Source organism: Pseudomonadota bacterium, assembly GCA_037200975.1.
Lineage (GTDB): Bacteria > Pseudomonadota > Gammaproteobacteria > Steroidobacterales > Steroidobacteraceae > CADEED01.
Map to the genome: position 1 here is coordinate 2,158,123 of JBBCGI010000001.1, position 14,665 is coordinate 2,172,787.

The 14,665-nt window shown below is 65.0% G+C and carries 14 protein-coding genes; 9 read left to right on the plus strand and 5 right to left on the minus strand.

All coding sequences use genetic code 11. The annotated features are described in order from the left end of the window. Positions 1-21 precede the first annotated feature (21 nt). Complete coding sequence (gene def / locus WDO72_09540; GenBank protein MEJ0085914.1) at positions 22-561, minus strand: peptide deformylase; 540 nt, start codon at positions 559-561, stop codon at positions 22-24. A 217-nt stretch (positions 562-778) separates the two neighbouring features. On the opposite strand from def, the gene WDO72_09545 reads away from it, so the two are divergent. The 4 genes from WDO72_09545 to WDO72_09560 all read left to right on the plus strand — a co-directional run bounded on the left by WDO72_09545 (position 779) and on the right by WDO72_09560 (position 6,230). Further along, on the plus strand, positions 779-1,996 hold the full coding sequence (locus WDO72_09545; GenBank protein MEJ0085915.1) for a LysM peptidoglycan-binding domain-containing protein: 1,218 nt from the start codon (positions 779-781) through the stop codon (positions 1,994-1,996). A gap of 67 nt (positions 1,997-2,063) precedes the next feature. Then, positions 2,064-3,197, plus strand: coding sequence for a DNA-processing protein DprA (gene dprA, locus WDO72_09550; protein ID MEJ0085916.1), 1,134 nt, complete (start codon positions 2,064-2,066; stop codon positions 3,195-3,197). Further along, positions 3,187-3,654, plus strand: coding sequence for a DUF494 domain-containing protein (locus WDO72_09555; protein MEJ0085917.1), 468 nt, complete (start codon positions 3,187-3,189; stop codon positions 3,652-3,654). Before dprA ends, WDO72_09555 begins: the two co-directional genes overlap by 11 nt. Continuing rightward, entirely contained in the window at positions 3,654-6,230 is a 2,577-nt protein-coding gene (locus WDO72_09560; protein MEJ0085918.1) for a DNA topoisomerase I, read from the plus strand. The genes WDO72_09555 and WDO72_09560 overlap by 1 nt, the downstream gene beginning before the upstream one ends. Positions 6,231-6,362: 132 nt before the next feature. Here the strand turns inward: WDO72_09560 and WDO72_09565 are convergent, their stop codons facing one another. Next, positions 6,363-6,866, minus strand: coding sequence for a hypothetical protein (locus tag WDO72_09565; GenBank protein MEJ0085919.1), 504 nt, complete (start codon positions 6,864-6,866; stop codon positions 6,363-6,365). Positions 6,867-6,919: 53 nt separating this feature from the next. Between WDO72_09565 and rlmJ the strand changes: the two genes are divergently transcribed. Next, complete coding sequence (gene rlmJ, locus WDO72_09570; GenBank protein MEJ0085920.1) at positions 6,920-7,756, plus strand: 23S rRNA (adenine(2030)-N(6))-methyltransferase RlmJ; 837 nt, start codon at positions 6,920-6,922, stop codon at positions 7,754-7,756. On the opposite strand, the gene WDO72_09575 is transcribed toward rlmJ, so the two are convergent. Both WDO72_09575 and WDO72_09580 read right to left on the minus strand, forming a co-directional pair. After that, positions 7,740-8,408, minus strand: a complete 669-nt coding sequence (locus WDO72_09575) for a DUF3379 family protein (protein MEJ0085921.1) — start codon at positions 8,406-8,408, stop codon at positions 7,740-7,742. The two genes, rlmJ and WDO72_09575, sit on opposite strands and share 17 nt — an antisense overlap. Then, positions 8,405-8,929 carry a sigma-70 family RNA polymerase sigma factor gene (locus WDO72_09580; protein ID MEJ0085922.1) on the minus strand — a complete coding sequence of 175 codons (525 nt, stop codon included), beginning with the start codon at positions 8,927-8,929 and terminating at the stop codon, positions 8,405-8,407. The genes WDO72_09575 and WDO72_09580 overlap by 4 nt, the downstream gene beginning before the upstream one ends. Positions 8,930-8,979: 50 nt before the next feature. Here WDO72_09580 and aroE point away from each other — a divergent pair, with 50 nt between their 5' ends. The 4 genes from aroE to WDO72_09600 all read left to right on the plus strand — a co-directional run bounded on the left by aroE (position 8,980) and on the right by WDO72_09600 (position 13,872). Then, positions 8,980-9,804 carry a shikimate dehydrogenase gene (aroE, locus tag WDO72_09585; protein MEJ0085923.1) on the plus strand — a complete coding sequence of 275 codons (825 nt, stop codon included), beginning with the start codon at positions 8,980-8,982 and terminating at the stop codon, positions 9,802-9,804. Further along, positions 9,801-11,819 (plus strand): M3 family metallopeptidase, encoded by a 2,019-nt coding sequence (locus tag WDO72_09590; protein ID MEJ0085924.1) that lies wholly within the window; start codon positions 9,801-9,803, stop codon positions 11,817-11,819. The genes aroE and WDO72_09590 overlap by 4 nt, the downstream gene beginning before the upstream one ends. 29 nt (positions 11,820-11,848) lie before the next feature. After that, on the plus strand, positions 11,849-12,640 hold the full coding sequence (gene xth / locus WDO72_09595) for an exodeoxyribonuclease III (GenBank protein MEJ0085925.1): 792 nt from the start codon (positions 11,849-11,851) through the stop codon (positions 12,638-12,640). A gap of 233 nt (positions 12,641-12,873) precedes the next feature. Further along, positions 12,874-13,872, plus strand: coding sequence for a hypothetical protein (locus WDO72_09600; protein ID MEJ0085926.1), 999 nt, complete (start codon positions 12,874-12,876; stop codon positions 13,870-13,872). On the opposite strand, the gene WDO72_09605 is transcribed toward WDO72_09600, so the two are convergent. Next, the gene (locus WDO72_09605; protein MEJ0085927.1) at positions 13,853-14,578 is read right to left on the minus strand and encodes a M15 family metallopeptidase; all 726 of its coding nucleotides are present in this window, start codon (positions 14,576-14,578) and stop codon (positions 13,853-13,855) included. The two genes, WDO72_09600 and WDO72_09605, sit on opposite strands and share 20 nt — an antisense overlap. Between the last annotated feature and the right edge of the window lie 87 nt (positions 14,579-14,665).

Consider the following 14,665-nt stretch of genomic DNA (forward strand, 5'->3'; position numbering starts at 1 on the left):
GGCTTGGAGTTCTTGTTCGTATCAGTACGCGCGGGAGGCAGCGGGCTCGCGCTGTTTGGCGGCGCGCTCCTTGCGATCCTTGTCGAGCTTCTTGCGGATACGTTCGCGCTTGAGATCCGACAGGTAGTCGACGAAAAGCTTGCCTTCGAGGTGATCCATCTCGTGCTGCAGGCACACCGCCGCGAGCCCGTCGAGATCGACTTCGAAGGTCGCGCCGTTGACGTCCTGGGCGCGTGCCCGGATGACCGCGGCCCGCTTCACTTCGTCGAAAATGCCCGGTACCGACAGGCAGCCTTCTTCGGTGATCCCCACGCCTTCCTGCGTCAGGATCTCCGGATTGCAGAAGACCCGGGGATCGGTCTTTCCTTCCGAAACATCCATGACTATCAGACGCTTATGGAAATCGACCTGGGTCGCGGCCAGCCCCACTCCGGGCGCGGCGTACATGGTTTCGAACATGTCGGCGACCTTCTGCGCGAGCGCGGCGTCGAAGACCTCCACGCGGGTGGCCTTGGTCCTTAGACGGGGGTCGGGGTATTCAAGAATTTGCAGGCGCGCCATGATGTTCCGCTCGATTGCTGCTAATGTTTGGGCGATCCGACCGTGGACAAGGAACGCATGGAGCGGAGCGGGTGATGGACCCGTGATCCAGCGCACAAACTTGACAATAGATCGTATGCCCTCGTGCCGCGGCGGATTATAACAGTGGGGTCCGCTTGCCCCACCCAGGATTGAGGAGTGGAGGATGTCTCTTAATCAACAACTTAGGGAGCCGCGCGTGCTCGGAACTCTGACCCCGCGTCTCTTCGCCCTGACGGCCTTCATTGCTGCCGCGCTGCTGCTCGTGGCCGGCTGCAAATCGGCACCGCCCGCGGCTGAAGCCGCGCCGCCGCCCATGGCCGCGGAACCGGTCAACGCTGCGGATACCAGCGCTGACGACCTCACGGCCACTGAAGCCGCGGTTGCGGCCATGAACGAAGCGCCGGTTGCCGATGCCGCGCCGGTGCAGACCGCGCAGCTCATCCGTCCGGATGCGCCGATGAACTACACCGTGAAGCGTGGCGACACGCTCTGGGACATCGCCGCGGTGTTTCTCAAGGACCCGTGGTTCTGGCCCGAGATCTGGCAGATCAATCCGCAGGTCGAGAATCCCCACCTGATCTATCCGGGCGACGTGTTGTCGCTGGCCTATGGTCACGACGGCAGCAGCGCCAGCGTGAGCATTTCGCAGTACAGCGGCGCGCGCCTGCAGCCGCGTCTGCGCAGCGAACAACTCGACGGTCCGGTCGACGCGATTCCGTTTGCCGCCATCGCCGCGTTCCTGAGCAAGCCGAGTGTGCTCACGAAGGATGAAGCGCTGGCTGCGCCGCACATTCTCGGATTCCGCGATCACCACATGATCGGTGGGACGGGACACGAGATCTACGTCAAGAACCTCAACGCGCCGCTGAACCAGCGCTACGCGGTCATGCACATCGGCGAGGCGATCGTGGATCCGGAATCCAAGGACCTCGTGGGTTATCAGGCCGCGTACGTCGCGACCGCCGTGGTCAACAATCCGGGCACGATCAGCAAGGCCATCCTCACCGAAGGCGCGCGCGAGGCGCTCGAAGGCGACCGCCTGATACTGCAGGAAGGCGATGTGCCGCTGACTTTCACGCCGCATGCGCCGGCCTCTAACATCAATGGACAGATCATCGCGGTCGCGGACGAGGCCGAGCAGATCGGTCAGTTCCAGGTCGTCGTGATCAATCGCGGCGCACGTCAGGGCCTCACGCCCGGCGCGGTGCTCGCCATCGACCAGAAGGGCGAGGTCGTGCACGACAAGTACGGCAAGGCGCCGTGGGAAAAGAATCCCTATGGCGAGATGGTGCAGCTGCCTTACGAACGGGCCGGCACGATGATCGTCTTCAAGGTGTTCGACCGCGTGAGTTACGGCCTGGTGATCGGCGCACGCGGGCCGATGCAGGTCGCGGATCGCGTCTACAACCCGTAACGCATTTCTCGACATTCAGACGATTAGGGCCAGCCTCCGTGCTGGCCCTTTCGTTTTATGCTGCCTCATGCACGCCGAGCAGCATTTCGACCTTCGCCGCCTGTGTCTCGCGGCGCGTGCTCCCGGCCTCACCGCCGATCAATTCGCACGCCTCGTGGCCGCCAGCCCCGATCTATCGCTGCTCGATCGTCCCGACATCGCGACGCTGGCGCGCCTCGAGCTAACTACCGGGATGGTTCAATGGCTGCGCTGCCCGGATGCCGCACGTGTCGACGCCGACCTGCGCTGGCTCGAAGCCGCCGGTTGCACGCTGCTGGCCGCCACCGACGCGTATTACCCGGAAGCGCTGCGGCAGTCGCCCGGCGCTCCCGGCGTGTTGTTCGTGCTCGGAGACGTCAAGGCGCTGGGCGAGCCGCAGCTCGCCATGGTCGGCAGCCGCAATCCGACGGCTGGCGGCCGCGCCACCGCGCGCGAATTCGCCGCGTTCTTTGCGCGCGCGGGTCTCACCATCACCAGCGGCCTTGCATTGGGCATCGATGCCGCATGTCACGAGGGCGCATTGTCCGCGGGGGGGCTCACCGTTGCGGTGCTCGGGCACGGGCTCGACGACGTCTATCCCCCGCAGCACAAGGCGCTCGCCGCCCGCATCGCCGCCAGCGGCGCGGTGGTGTCCGAATTCCCGCCCGGAGTGCCGCCGCTGCGCGAGCACTTCCCGCGCCGCAACCGCATCATCGCGGGACTTGCGGTGGGCACATTGGTCGTCGAAGCAGCCCGCGAATCCGGGTCATTGATCACTGCCCGTCTCGCCGGCGATGCCGGTCGCGAGGTCTTCGCGATACCCGGCTCCATCCACAATCCGTTCGTCCGCGGTTGCCATCAGCTCATCCGTCAAGGCGCAAAGCTGGTCGAGCTTCCCGAGGACGTGCTCGGTGAGCTCAAGATTTCCCTTGCGGACCAACTACTTGCAGCGCCCTCCGAAGGGCTCCAAAAAAAATCGCCGTTGGACAAGGAATACAAAATCCTGTTAGATGCGCTCGCCTTCGAGCCGGCAAGCGTCGACAGCTTGATCGAACGCACGGGGATGAACAGCGAATCGATCGCCTCGATGCTGCTGATTCTGGAACTCGACGGGCACGTGGCGCCGCACCCCGGCGGCCGATACAGCCGCATGGCGGGACAGCAACTTTCACATGACCGGTAGCGTTTTAGACATTCTTATTTACGTGTTCGACCAGTACATGCTGGCCGAGACACCCGATGTGCCTGAGCGCGAGACTCTCGCCGCCGATCTCGAACGCGCCGGTTTTGGCCGCAACAACGTCGAACGCGCGCTCGACTGGCTGGCGGATCTCGCCGGCGAACGTTCACGCCCCGATCTGTCCTCGCGCGCGTTGCGCGTGTTCTCCGCCGACGAAGTCGAGCGCATCTCCACCAGCTGCCGCGGTTACCTGCTGCAGCTCGAACAGGAAGGCATCTTGTCGCCCCTCCAGCGCGAGATTGTCATCGACCGCCTGGTCGCGCTCGACGGTGACGAAGTCGACATCGACCGGCTCAAGTGGCTGGTGCTCATGGTGCTCTCCAGCCAGCCAGGGCAGGAACAAGCCTGCGCCCGCATGGAAGACCTGGTGTTCGACGAACTGGATGCGCTTCCCAACTGATGGCTGAAAACCTAGTCATCGTCGAGTCGCCGGCCAAAGCGAAAACCATCAAGAAGTACCTCGGCAAGGATTTCGAGGTGCTCGCTTCGTACGGCCATGTCCGCGATCTCGTGCCGAAAGAAGGCGCGGTCGATCCCGACAAACAGTTCGCGATGACGTATCGCTCGATCGAGCGTAACGAAAAACACGTCGACGCCATCTCGCGCGCGCTCAAGAAGTCGAAGAACCTCTACCTCGCGACCGACCCCGACCGCGAGGGCGAAGCGATCTCCTGGCACCTGCGCGAGCTGCTCGAAGAGCGCGGCGAGCTCAAGGACAAGACCGTCAAACGCGTGGTGTTCTACGAAATCACCAAGGGCGAGGTGCAGCGCGCCGTGGCCGAGCCGCGCGACCTGTCGCTCGATCTGGTGAACGCCCAGCAGGCGCGCCGCGCGCTCGACTACCTCGTGGGTTTCAACCTGTCGCCGCTGCTGTGGAAGAAGGTCCGCCGCGGGTTGTCCGCCGGCCGCGTGCAAAGCCCCGCGCTGCGCATGATCTGCGAACGCGAAGACGAAATCGGCAAGTTCATCCCGCAGGAATACTGGACGCTCGAAGCCGAAGGTGAACACAGCGCGCAGACCTTCCCCCTCAAGCTGGTCGAGTTCAACGGTCAGCGGGTGGAGCAGTTCAGCTTCACCAACGAGGGTTCCGCGCGCGATGTCGAGAAATCGCTGAACGACACGGCGCAGGGTTTCCTGCACGTCATCTCGATCGACAAGAAGCAGCGCAAGCGCAACCCGTCGCCACCATTCACCACCTCTACGCTGCAGCAGGAAGCCGCGCGCAAACTCGGCTACTCCGCCCAACGCACCATGCGTCTCGCGCAGCAGCTTTATGAAGGTGTCGATTTCGGCGAGGGCAGCATCGGCCTCATCACCTACATGCGTACGGACTCCGTGAACCTCGCGAACGACGCGATTCGCGAGATGCGCGAGGTGATCGAAAAGGAATACGGCAAGGAAGGCGTGGCCGAAGAGCCGCGCATCTACAAGACCAAGTCGCGCAACGCGCAGGAAGCGCACGAGGCGATTCGTCCCACCTCTGCATCAATCCTGCCGTCCCAGGTCGAAGGCAAGATCGATCCGGATCAATTCAAGCTGTACGCGCTCGTCTGGAAGCGCGCGGTGGCCTCGCAGATGTCGCACGCCTTGTTCGACACCGTCGCGGTCGACATGCAGCCGAGCAAGCAGGCGGAAGCCGGCAATGGTGCCGGACGCCACGTCCTGCGCGCCAATGGTTCGACGCTCGTAAAGCCGGGCTACATGGCCGTCTACCAGGAAGACGTCGACGACTCGAAGCCCGAGAACGAAAACGATCGCCTCCTGCCGGCCATGAAGGAAGGCGACGTCGTCACTCTTCTTAATGTGCACGGCGACCAGCACTTCACCGAGCCGCCGCCGCGTTTCTCGGAAGCCTCGCTGGTGAAGGCGCTGGAAGAACATGGCATCGGCCGCCCATCGACCTACGCCACGATCATCTCGACGCTCAAGGACCGCGAGTACGTCGACATGGACAACCGCCGGTTCATCCCGACGGACATCGGCAAGATCGTCGGCAGTTTCCTGTCGAAACATTTCCACAAATACGTGGAGTACGGCTTCACGGCCGCGCTCGAAGACGAGCTCGACGCCGTCTCGCGCGGCGAAGAGAACTGGACCGAGCCGCTCAAGAAATTCTGGAAGCCGTTCATCACCCAGGTCGAGCACATCGAGAAGAATGTGTCGCGCGAGGAAGTCGCGCAGGCGCGTGAACTCGGCAAGGATCCGGTCAGCGGCAAACCCATCACCGTGCGGATGGGCCGTTATGGTCCGTTCGTGCAGATCGGTACGAAGGACGACGAAGAGAAACCCAAATTCGCGGGTTTACGTCCGGGCCAGAAGATGGACCTCATCAAGCTGCCCGAGGCGCTCGAGCTCTTCAAACTACCGGTGAGTCTGGGCAACACCGCCGACGGCGAACCGGTCCAATCGAACATTGGCCGCTTCGGGCCGTACATCAAATACGGCGCCAAGTACGTATCGCTCAAGCCGCCGGACGATCCGTACACGGTCACGCTCGAACGCGCGCTCGAAGTCATCCGGCTCAAGAAAGAAGCCGACGCGAACCGGATCATCGTCGACTTTGGGGTCGACAACATCCAGGTGCTGAACGGCCGCTACGGCCCGTACATCACCGACGGCAAACGCAACGCGCGCATTCCGAAGGACACGGACCCGAAGTCGGTGCCACTCGAGTTGTGCCGCGAATTGCTGGCCGCCGCGCCGCTGCGCGGCACGCGCTTCGGCCGCAAGAAGGGCGCGCCCGCCAAGACGGCCTCACCTCCCGGAGCAGAAGGCGCCACCGAGAAGCCGGTGAAAAAAGCCAAGGGCAAGGCCGCGGCCAGGCCCAAAGCCGAGGCATCCGTCGCCACCGATGCGGCGGCAGCGCCCGCCAAAAAAGCGGCTCCCGCGAAGAAGAAAACCGCGCCGAAGGCAGCCAGCACGAAAAGCGCGACGGCTGTGCCGAAGAAGACGCCGGCAAAGTCCAAGGCGAAGTAAACGCCAGGCATCGAACGAAAAGCCCCGCCAGCGCGGGGCTTTTTCATGTGTGCCGGTGGTAGGCCGATCCGGCCATTCTAGTTAGGCGGTGCGGACGGGATATGGAAGCCGTGCGGGGCGGAGCTTGCCTTGTTACTTGTCCGGCGCCGACGGCGGCGGGTACGGCCGCGGCTCGGTGTCCATCATCGGAGGCGCGGCCTTCTTGGGCCCCGGCCGCTGCGCGGCCGCGCAACTCACCACCCGGCCGCCGCGATCGGTGTTGTACGTCAGGCTGCCGATGTCCGTCTTCGCGACGATTCGAAAGCCCTCGACGAGCGTCTGCGCATACATCCCGCCCGGTTCAGGACAGCCGAGCGAGGAATCGCTCCACGTGACCTTTTCCGCCTGCGTGAGCACGACCGCACTCGGCGCGACTTTGAAGCGCCGCGCTGCATCAGCCACGACCGCGCGGCGCGCATCGAGCGGGATGCTCGCGACGGACACGGCCTCTCCAGCCGGGCTGGCAGGGGCGGGTACCTCGGGAATACGAGTGGGTGGGGCGATGCCGGTTTTCACGGGTGGCTTGTCTCCCCCGCACGCCGCGAGGGGAATCGCGGCGGCCATTGCGAACACGATGCCTGCGAATGCTTTCGCCATGTAAATCTCCTTGCGCAACTGTATAAACGCCTGCGTCGCATCGTCAGGGTTCCATGAAATACCGCCATCAGTATCACGCCGGCAACTTCGCCGACGTCCACAAACACGTCGCGCTACTCGAAATCCTTGCAGCGCTCACGCGCAAGGACAAGGGCCTGCTGTTCGTCGACACCCACGCGGGTCGTGGCGACTACGACCTGCATCCCGGCGACGCGGAACATCCCGCCGAGTGGCAGGCGGGCGTGGCGAAATTGCTGGCCGCCACGCCGCGGCACGCGGCGTTGACGCGTTACCGGGACATGGCCGCGAGCGGCGTGCACGGCGGCAGCCTGCACTACCGCGGTTCGCCACTGCTTGCGTTGCAGGTGCTGCGGCCGGTGGATCGCGCGGTGTTCTTCGAGAGCCAGCGCGAAGAGGCCGGGCACCTGCGCAAATTGCTCGACTCTTCGGCGCGAGCGCGCGTCGAAGGCAGCGATGGATTCGCGGGATTGCGCGCGCTGCTGCCGCCGCCGGAGCGGCGCGGTTGCGTGCTGATCGATCCGCCGTACGAGGAACGCGAGGATTTCGCCCTGGTGCGCCAGGCAGCCATCGACGCGCTGGCGCGCTTCGAAGGCGCGGTGCTCGTGTTGTGGGTACCGCTCAAGCTGCGCTCCGATTTCGACGCCTGGCTCGCGAAACTGCAGCGTGCGCTGCCGCGGCCGGTGCTCGGTTCGCTGCTGTGGGTGCATCCGCCCGACTCGCGCGCGGCGCTCAACGGCTCGGGCCTCGCCGTGGTCAACCCTCCCTATCTACTCGAGGAAGAAATGCGCGAGTGGCTGCCGGAGCTCGTCTCGCTGCTCGGGTCCGCACAGGCGGGCTGCGAAATACTCGCCCCTACCGAATCGCGCTGACAACTCGCGCGACCAGAACTTCCGGAACCTGCGCACCGTCGCGCGCCAGTACCGCGACGCTGCCGGTGCGCGCCGGCAGCAGCACGCCGTGCAACCCGCTCTCCGCGAACTGCGTGCGTTTCGAAACCTTCTCGTGCACCAGCAGCATCACGGTCACGGGGCCGCCGCCGGTCTGGACGACGAGGTGGGCGACGCGGTGGCCGCGGAACGGACACGGATACGCGTAGATGACGGGCAGCGACGCGTCGAGCTGCACGCCCGCGGTACGCAACACGCCGGCAACCTCCGCCGGCGGCAACAGCGTCTGCCCGTTCCAACTACTGCCTTCCTCGAGCACGTGCGCGACTACTTCGCCCGCCAGCGCGGACTGCGGTCTGAACGCCCAGAATCCACCGGCCAGCAGCATGGCGAGCGCCACCGATGCGGCCAACGCGTAGCGCCGCGCCGGCGCCGCCACGGGTCGCGTGCGGAAGTTCGCCAGTGGCAATTCGAGCGCTGACCGCAGGCGCCGGTCCAGCAGCAGCGTCTCTTCGAGAAATTGCCGGCACGCGGCGCAGGTCGCCAGATGCGCAGTCACCCCGGGTGGCAGGTCATGGGGATCGCCGCCGATCTGCAGGCGCGTGTGGACGCATTCGGGAGAGCCCGCGTTCATTCGACGTCCTCCGCCGGTGCCAGACCGTAGATCACGCGTAATTTATTGCGCGCGCGAAACAGGCGCGTCAGCACCGTGGGCTGCGTGAGCTTGAGTTCGGCGGCGATTTCCGCCGTGCTGAATCCACCTAACACCTGCATCACCAGCGGCTCCCGATATTCATCCGGCAATTTCATGATGGCGCCGCGCAGGTCGTGCAGCCCCGCGTCGCCATCGCTGGCGAGTGCCGGGTCGCCCAGCGCCTCGACCGAATCGACATCGACGGTAGGCAGACGCTTGCGTTCGAACAGACGCGCGTGCTCGCGCCGCACGATGGTCAGCAGCCAGGGCCGCGCGGCCGTGGGGTCCTTCAATTCCTCGCGGGACTTCCAGGCCCTGATGAGCGTCTCCTGCACCACGTCCTCGGCCACCGCCCGATCGCGCGCCAGCCACAGGGCGAAACGCAGCAGATCGGGGCGCAACATCTCGAGAAGACGCGAAAAAGGCGCCTGGGGCGTCGTTCCGCGCGGGCTTTGGTTCATGTATAAGACCGGCCTGACGTGACCCTTATTTCACTCATTTTCATCCCACTATGAAGGCACCGGATCAGTACGGAGTGGTGGGTCATCCGATCAATCACAGCTGGTCGCCCTTCATCCACGGACTCTTCGCGAAGCAGACCGAACAGTCCCTGGTCTATCGACTCTACGACATCGCCCCCGGGGACTTCCGCGCGCAGGTGCTGGAGTTCTTCGCGCGCGGCGGGCGCGGTCTGAATGTGACCGTACCACACAAGGAAGCGGCCGCCGAGCTGGCCAACGAGCTCACTACCCGCGCGGATCGCGCCGGCGCCGTGAACACCCTGATGCTCAACGCCGGGCACGATCTGCTCGGCGACAACACCGATGGCCACGGCCTGGTGACGGACCTGCGCAAGAATCTCGCGCTCGAGATCACCAACGAACGCATCCTGATCCTGGGTGCCGGCGGCGCCACGCGCGGCGTCATCGCCCCGCTGCTCGAGCTCGGACCCACCGAACTGGTGATCGCCAATCGCACCACGGATCGCGCGGTGAATCTTGCCTCGCTGTTTTCGGATCTCGGGCCGGTGCGCGGTTGCGGCTTCGAGGATGTCGGACTCGATCCGTTCGACCTGGTCATCAACGCGACCGCGGCGGGATTGACCGGCTCCGTTCCGAACATCGACGGCGACGTGATCGGCAGCCACACCGTCTGCTACGACATGAGCTACAGCAAGTCCGCCACGCCCTTCGTGACCTGGGCCATTGAACAGGGTTGCGGCCGAGCCCATAAAGGCTGGGGCATGCTGGTGGAACAGGCCGCCGAAGCGTTCACGTTATGGCGCGGCGTGCGCCCGAATACCGAACCCGTGCTCACCGCCCTCGGAATGAAATGACTGACGCAAATATCAGCGGCACCGCCCTGCCCGCCTTCGACCGCATCCAGGCCGCCGACGTGGAATCGACCATCCGCGAGCTGCTGCAACGCAGCCGCGGCGAAGTCGCGACGCTCGAAGCGCAGCCGCATCCGACGTTCGCCAACACCGTGCTGCCGCTCGAACAGCTGTCGCACCGGCTGTCGCGCACCTGGTCGCCCATCAGCCATCTGAACGGCGTGCTCAATTCCGACGCGCTGCGCACCAGCTACAATGCCTGCCTGCCGCTGCTGTCTAACTACTGGACCGATCTGGCGCAGAGCGAGCCTTTGTACCGCGCTTACCGCGCGATCGCCGCCAACGAGGCCGGCCAGCTCGATCCGAAGCAGCGCCGCGTCATCGAGCGCGCACTCGAGGATTTCCGTCTCGCCGGTGTCGGCCTGCCGCAGGAGCGCAAGGAACGGTACAAGGCCGTGGTGCAGGAACTGGCACAGCTCGGCGCCAAGTTCGAAGAGAACGTGCTCGATGCGATGAACTCGTGGACGCGCCACGTCACCGACGCGGCCGAGCTTGCCGGCATCAATCCCGTGATCGTCGAGCAGGCGCGCGTGCGCGCCGTCGAGAAGAATCTGCCGGGCTGGGTGTTCGCGCTCGAGCAACCCACGTATGTCGCCGTGATCACCGATGCCGATTCCGAAACGCTGCGCCGCGATTTCTACGAAGCCTGGTCGACGCGCGCGTCCGACCGCGGCCCGTCCACCGGAAAATTCGACAACACCGGGGTGATGGCGCAGATCCTGGCCTTGCGCCACGAGGCGGCACGGCTGCTCGATTTCCCCAACTACGCGGCCTATGCGCTCGCCACGCGTATGGCACCGTCCAACCAGGCGGTGTTCGATTTCCTGCGCCAGCTCGCACGGGTCGCGAAACCCGCGGCACAGCGTGAATTCGCCGAGCTCGAGCAGTTCGCCGGCCGCAAGCTCAATGCCTGGGACGTGGGTTACTACTCCGAGAAGCTGCAACAGAAGTTGTTCTCGATTTCGCAGGAAGAACTGCGGCCTTACTTCCCCCTGCCGCGCGTGCTCGAGGCGCTGTTCGCCGTGGCGGAAAAACTGTTCGGCGTGAACATCGTCGAACGCCCCGGAGTGCCCGTATGGCACGCCGACGCACGTTTCTTCGAAATCCGGGATGCGAACGGCGCGGCGCGCGCCGGTTTCTATCTCGACGCCTGCGCGCGGCCCAAGAAACGCGCCGGCGCGTGGATGGACGATTGCGTCGGCCGCAAGGATTTCGGTTCCGAGCACACGATTCCGGTCGCCTATCTCGTCTGCAATTTCCTGCCGGCTGCGCCAGGCAAACCGCCGCTGCTCACGCACGACGACGTGGTGACGATGTTCCACGAGTTCGGTCATGGCCTGCACCACATGCTGACGCGCGTGGGGTATCCGAGCATCGCCGGCATCAATGGCGTTTCGTGGGACGCGGTCGAACTACCCAGCCAGTTCCTGGAGAACTTCGCCTGGCGCCCCGAAGTGCTCGCCAACATGGCTCGCCATTTCGAGACCGGCGCGCCGCTACCCGCGGACCAGCAAGCCCAGTTGTTGGGCTCGCGCACCTTCCAGGCAGGGCTCGCGACCATGCGCCAGCTGGAATTCGCGCTGTTCGATTTTCGTCTGCACGCGGAGTACGACCCGGCGCAGGGCGCGCGCGTGTTCGAGATCCTCAAAGAAGTGCGCGCCGAGAACGGCGTGTTCGCGGTGCCGGAGTGGAATCGCTTTCCGCACAACTTCGCCCATATCTTCTCGGGCGGTTACGCTGCCGGTTACTACAGCTACAAATGGGCTGAGGTACTCGCGGCGGATGCGTTCTCCGCGTTCGAAGAACAGGGCGTGTTCGATCGCGGCGTCGCGCAGAAATTCCTCGATTCCATCCTGTCGCAGGGCGGCAGCCGCAAGGCGCTCGATGCCTTCGTGGATTTCCGCGGCCGTCCGCCCGACGTGAACGCGCTGCTGCGCCAGCAGGGCCTCGCTTCCTGAGCGCGGCCGCGAATGGTGGCGTGAATTCGATGAACGAGTTTCAGATCGCCACCTGGAACGTGAACAGCCTGCGCGTGCGCGGCGGGCAGTTGCTCGAGTGGCTGCGGGCCCATTCACCCGACGTGGTCGCGCTGCAGGAAACCAAGATGCAGGACCCCGATTTCCCGCATCCGGAATTCACCGCCGCCGGTTACCACAGCGTCTTCAGCGGCCAGAAGACCTACAACGGCGTGGCCCTGCTCTCGCGGCATCCGATGACGGACTTCGTGCGCGACATCCCGGAGTTCGACGATCCGCCGCGGCGCGTGCTGGCGGCGAACATCGCCGGATACCGCGTCATCAATCTGTACGTACCGAACGGCCAGGCGCCCGGTTCGGAAAAATTCGCTTACAAGATGAAATGGCTGGAGGCGCTCACGCGCTGGCTGGCGCAGGAGGCCGCGCAACATCCGGATCTCGTGGTACTCGGCGATTTCAATGTCGCGCCCGAGGATCGCGACGTGCACGATCCGGCGAAGTGGGCCGGCTGCGTCCACGTCAGCCCGGAAGAGCGCGCGGCGCTCAAACGCATCACCGACCTGGGGCTGGCCGACGCATTTCGCCGCTTCGAGCAACCGGAGAAGTCATTCAGCTGGTGGGATTACCGCCAGGCGGGTTTTCGTCGCAACGCGGGGCTGCGCATCGACCTGATCCTCGTGAACGAGCCGTTGCTGCCACGGCTCGCCGGCGTGCGCATCGATGTGGAACCGAGGCGCGCCGAACGCGCGTCCGATCACACGCCCGTGATTGCGACGTTTCGCACCGGCCCGGCCTCGGGCTGACCGGAAGGGCAGACGGGAAACCCGTTCCCTGGCGGGCACATGGCTCGCGCGGAAGACCCGGGACAGCGGTTCGAGCCGGCCGCTTTACAGTAGCCGGAGAGGTGGCGCGATCTGCGACGCACTCCTCCGTGACGCAGGTCACGCCCGATCCAAGGGCAGCGTTCGTCCGCTGGTCTTTTGAAAACCCCCTGCCTAGACTCGCGCATCTTGTTAGTGCTTCCTCCAAGGCACACGTGAGCGCCGAGGCCCGCCGCAGCGATTACGACGTCACCGACACGGTACTCGTGAGCTCGGCTCCCGATGTTCGTGCCGCGATCGAAGAACTGTTCGGCCAGGTCTGGCCGGGACAGAAATTTCCCGCCTTCGCGCACGTCTTCCACGACTTCGAGCGCATGTTCTCGGGACGCATGCCGGGTTACTTCGGCGTCGACACGGTTTATCACGACCAGCAGCACACGCTCGACATCACGCTCGCCACCGCGCGGCTGATCGTCGGCCACGAACTGCAGGTGCCCGACGCGCAGAAATTCGGTGCCGAACGCGCGATGCTCGGCATCGTGGTCGCGTTGTTCCACGACGTGGGATACCTGCGCTCCACGCGCGACGCGGACGTGCCGAACGGCGCCGAGTTCACCACCATCCACGTGTCGCGCGGCGCGGCTTTCCTCAAGGACTATCTACCCAAGATCGACATGGGATCGTGGGCGCCGGTGGCCGCCGAGATCATCCACTACACCGGGTACGAACGCCCGTTCAAGAACATCGTCACGCCCGATGCACGCGATCACAAGCTCGGGCACCTGGTCGGCACCGCCGATCTCATGGCGCAGATGGCGGATCGTTGTTATCTCGAAAAATGCCGCGACCGGCTCTATGCCGAATTCGTACTCGCCGGGGTGGCCCTGCCCATCGGAGAGAACGGGCACGTGAAGGTGCGCTACGCCTCGGGCCTCGACCTGCTGCGCCAGACGCCGAAGTTCGTGTTCGACATGCGCGCGAAGCGGCTCGACGGCGAGTTCAACCGCGCGTATCGCTATCTCGAAGTGCTGTACGGCGGTCACAACCCGTACATGGAATCCATCGACCGCAATCTCGAATACCTGCAGCGCATCCTGCGCAGCGAGAACTGGCGTCTGCTGCGGCGTCAGCCGCCGGTGTTCACCGGGGTCGAGGATTCGATGGCGACCACGCGCACGCTGATGCTCGGCGCCATCAAGAAAGTCTGGGGCTGAGGAGCGCGCCTTCGGGCGCCGCATCCACATTGACCACGTAGCTCGAGTAGTTACGCGCCAGGGCGTCGAGCACCGCGGACTTCCCCTCGATCGCCGCATCCACCAGCACACTTTTCAGCGCCTCGAGCGATAGCTGCCGCTGCGCACGCGCCGCCACCTTCGCGTGGGACAGGTGCCAGGGTTCGGGCTGCACGCCGCCGCGGTCGGTCGTGTAGGGGCGGTAGAACCCAAAAGCGTGCATGTGCTCGTCGAGCCAGCGCGTCAGCCGCTCGAAGGGCCCTCCCGGCTGGTACTCGGCCGGCACGACTTGCAACTGGTAACCATAGGGCAGCGCCTTCCCGTCGAGCACGTCGAAATCCGTACCCCAGTGATGGCGGCTGGCCCCCGGCAGCGCGGACCACCAGAGGATCGCCGCAACCTTGTCGGCGGGTGACAGCGCGGTGGCATCCAGCGGCTTTCCAGCCCGGTCCTGCATGGGCCGCTCGCCGCGAAATTTCCCATTCCAGATAGCGAGTTGCCGGTCGAAATCGCGAAAGCTGGAGAACGCCACGAGGTCGATGCCGACTGCCGCGGCCGCCGCCCGCATGGCGAGGAATGGCCGGACGACCTCGTTATGCAAGCTGCAGCGCGGGTCGGAAAGGTCCGTCAGGTGGCCGCGGTCCCGGCCGGTCAGCTGTTCGAGCGTGAATTGCGCAGATTCGGGCATGCCGGCATCGTACCCTCCGGCTTTCTGCGGAACTAATGCTCATCGCGACCCGGTAGGAGGCCTTCGAATGTGGCCCACCCCGGAATT

Excerpts from the sequence above, each read along its gene's own strand:
- def (MEJ0085914.1), bottom strand. The coding sequence starts at position 561 with ATGGCGCGCCTGCAAATTCTTGAATACCCCGACCCCCGTCTAAGGACC.
- dprA (MEJ0085916.1), top strand. The coding sequence starts at position 2,064 with ATGCACGCCGAGCAGCATTTCGACCTTCGCCGCCTGTGTCTCGCGGCG.
- WDO72_09555 (MEJ0085917.1), top strand. The coding sequence starts at position 3,187 with ATGACCGGTAGCGTTTTAGACATTCTTATTTACGTGTTCGACCAGTAC.
- WDO72_09560 (MEJ0085918.1), top strand. The coding sequence starts at position 3,654 with ATGGCTGAAAACCTAGTCATCGTCGAGTCGCCGGCCAAAGCGAAAACC.
- WDO72_09565 (MEJ0085919.1), bottom strand. The coding sequence starts at position 6,866 with ATGGCGAAAGCATTCGCAGGCATCGTGTTCGCAATGGCCGCCGCGATT.
- rlmJ (MEJ0085920.1), top strand. The coding sequence starts at position 6,920 with ATGAAATACCGCCATCAGTATCACGCCGGCAACTTCGCCGACGTCCAC.
- WDO72_09575 (MEJ0085921.1), bottom strand. The coding sequence starts at position 8,408 with ATGAACGCGGGCTCTCCCGAATGCGTCCACACGCGCCTGCAGATCGGC.
- WDO72_09580 (MEJ0085922.1), bottom strand. The coding sequence starts at position 8,929 with ATGAACCAAAGCCCGCGCGGAACGACGCCCCAGGCGCCTTTTTCGCGT.
- aroE (MEJ0085923.1), top strand. The coding sequence starts at position 8,980 with ATGAAGGCACCGGATCAGTACGGAGTGGTGGGTCATCCGATCAATCAC.
- WDO72_09590 (MEJ0085924.1), top strand. The coding sequence starts at position 9,801 with ATGACTGACGCAAATATCAGCGGCACCGCCCTGCCCGCCTTCGACCGC.
- xth (MEJ0085925.1), top strand. The coding sequence starts at position 11,849 with ATGAACGAGTTTCAGATCGCCACCTGGAACGTGAACAGCCTGCGCGTG.
- WDO72_09605 (MEJ0085927.1), bottom strand. The coding sequence starts at position 14,578 with ATGCCCGAATCTGCGCAATTCACGCTCGAACAGCTGACCGGCCGGGAC.